The following is a 2,581-nucleotide window of genomic DNA, read 5'->3' as shown; positions in this document are numbered from 1 at the left end:
GGACGCGCCGCCGCTGTACCCGCTGCCGCAGGAATTGCTGGACGCGGCCATCGGCGCCGGCGACAGCACCGGTGCGCCGGAGCAGCGCGCGGCGCGCCTGAGCATGTCCGTCATCCACGGCAGCATGGCCTCGGCCGACGCGCCCGTCATGAGCGGCTGCTATGCCTATGAATCGCTGCGCGGCAGCATGAGCTTTCTCGACCGCCTGCTGGCCGGCAAGCTGCAGGAAATCCATGCGCTGGGCCGCTTTCCGCAGCGCCCGGATTCGGCCCTGGTGGTGCTGCAGCCCGATGCGGCGCAGCGGCCAGGCGGCGCCATCGTCATCGGCCTGGGCGCGCTGGGCGAACTGACGCCGGGCGAACTGGCGCGCGCCTTTGCCGGCGGCCTGCTGGAATACGCGTGCGTCTGCCTGCAGGTACGGGCCGCCGGCAAGCCCGGTGCGCCGGCCATGGGCGAACACGGCTTGCGCGTGGCCAGCCTGCTGTCCGGTTCCGGCTATGGCGGCTTGAGCATCGCCCTGTGCGCGCGCGCCCTGATCGACGGCGCGCGCAGCGCCAACCGGCGCCTGGAAGACGCGGGCATGGCTTGCCGCATCGGCCACGTCGCCATCTACGAACAGTCGGAGGCGCGCGCCATCGCCGCCGCCGTGGCCATCGAGCAGATCCTGGCCGAAGCGCGCTACCAGGGCAGCTTCACCTTCGAGCGGCGCATCCGCCACAGCCCCGGCGGCTACCGGCGCATCCTGCCCGCCCTGAGCGGCGACAATGGCTGGCGCCGCGTGCAGATCGTCGCCGCCGACCTCTCCGGCGCCCTGCGCTTCACCTTGCTGACGGACCGCGCCCACAACAGCGTCGACGAGGAGCCGAACCAGCGGCAAGCCGTCGATGGCCTGATCATGGACGCCACCGACAACACCACCGACCAGCCGGGCTTGTCGCGCGCCCTGTACGAACTGATGCTGCCCAATGGCCTGAAGGCGGCCATCCCCGAGATGCGCGGCCTGATCCTGGCCGTCGATGAAAGCGCCGCCATCTATCCGTGGGAACTGATGCGCGACGAGGCGGGCAACGAGGAAAGCCCGCTGTCGACACGCATCGGCATGGTGCGCCAGCTGGCCAGCCTGCGCGAACAGCCGCCCGCCACCAGCCCGCCCAGCAACAGCGTGCTGGTGATCGGCGACACGGATTCCGGCCTGCCCGAGCTGCCTGGCGCCCAGGCCGAGGCGCAGGACGTGGCGCGCATGTTCGGCGCGTATGGCTACCAGGTGCGCGAACTGCTGCGCCCGCAGGCCCAGCGCGTGCTGGTGCATTTGTTCGACGAGCGCTATTTTGCCATCCACCTGGCCGGCCATGGCGAGGTGGCCGGCCCCGGCATCGCCCATACGGGCCTGGTGCTGGGGCCGAAGACGCGCCTGACGGCGGCGCAGGTGAGCAAGCTGAAACGGGTGCCGCAGTTCGTCTTCATCAATTGCTGCCACCTGGGCGACATGCGTCCTGACGCCATCGCGCCATGGTCGAAACTGGCCGCCAGCCTGGCCACCGCCTTTATTGAAATGGGTTCGCAGGCGGTGATCGCGGCCGGCTGGCGCATCGACGACCAGGCGGCCAGCATCTTCGCCCACAGCGTCTACCACGCCATGCTGAGCGGCGAATATTTCGGCGACGCCGTGCGCCTGGCGCGCGAGGCGGCCTATCTGCAGTTTCCCGCCTCGAACACCTGGGGCGCCTACCAGGCATATGGCGATGACCGCTACCGCTTCCCGAACACGCAGAGCCGGCCCTGGCAGGCGCCCGACTACCGCTACCACGGCCACTTGCTGGCCGACCTGGAAACCCTGCACGCGCGCCTGGCCGGCGCCGATGCGGCGCGCCGCGCGGCCATCGGGGAAAAACTCGGCTGCATCGAGGACGCCGTGCGCACGCGCTTCTTCGGCTGCGCCGATATCCGCGAAAACATGGCCGCCACGCGGGCCGGCCTCGGTGGCCTGGAGAACACCCTGCGCGCCATCGAGCATTACCGGGCGGCGCACAGCGCGGCCGACGGCAAGGTGCCCCTGCGCGCGCTGGCGCACCTGGCGGAACTGGAAATACGCCAGGGCGCGGCCCTGTGCGGCCTGGATGCGGGCCCCGGCATTGAAGTGCCGGCCGCGCCGGATATGGCGCAGGGACGGCAGCTGCTGCAGGACGGGAAACAGCATATCGACCTGCTGGTGGCGCTGGCGCCGACGGCGCAGCGCCTGGCCCTGCTGGGCCGCTACTGGGCCTTGCAGGCCCGCCTCGCCTGCAAGGCCGGGGAAACGGGCGTGCCGGCGCTGCGCGCCATGAGCGATGCCTGCCTGGCAGCGCTGGACGAGGCGCGCCACCGCAGCGGCGCGGCCGACTGCGATCTGGTCTTCCAGGTGCTGGCCGGCACCCTGCTGCTGAAAAGCCATGGCGAGGAACAGGCCTGGCAGGCGCTGCACCCAAAGCTGGACGAACTGCTGCACGACGCCATCGACTACGCGCGCCAGCGCCATGCGGACGAGCACCGCGCCATCGATGCGGCGGCCCCCGTGCGCGCCGCGCTGATGGCGGCCCTGTGG

The 2,581-nt window shown here is 71.2% G+C and carries 1 protein-coding gene; it reads left to right on the top strand.

Translation table 11 applies throughout. The annotated features are described in order from the left end of the window. A partial coding sequence (locus JaAD80_RS28140) for a CHAT domain-containing protein (RefSeq protein ID WP_146012581.1) occupies positions 1–2,581 on the top strand: 2,581 nt, incomplete at both ends.

The organism is Janthinobacterium sp. AD80 (assembly GCF_002878455.1).
Classification (GTDB): domain Bacteria; phylum Pseudomonadota; class Gammaproteobacteria; order Burkholderiales; family Burkholderiaceae_D; genus Janthinobacterium.
The sequence above is the reverse complement of the archived record's forward strand: the minus strand, read 5'-3'. Positions and strand labels throughout refer to the sequence as shown.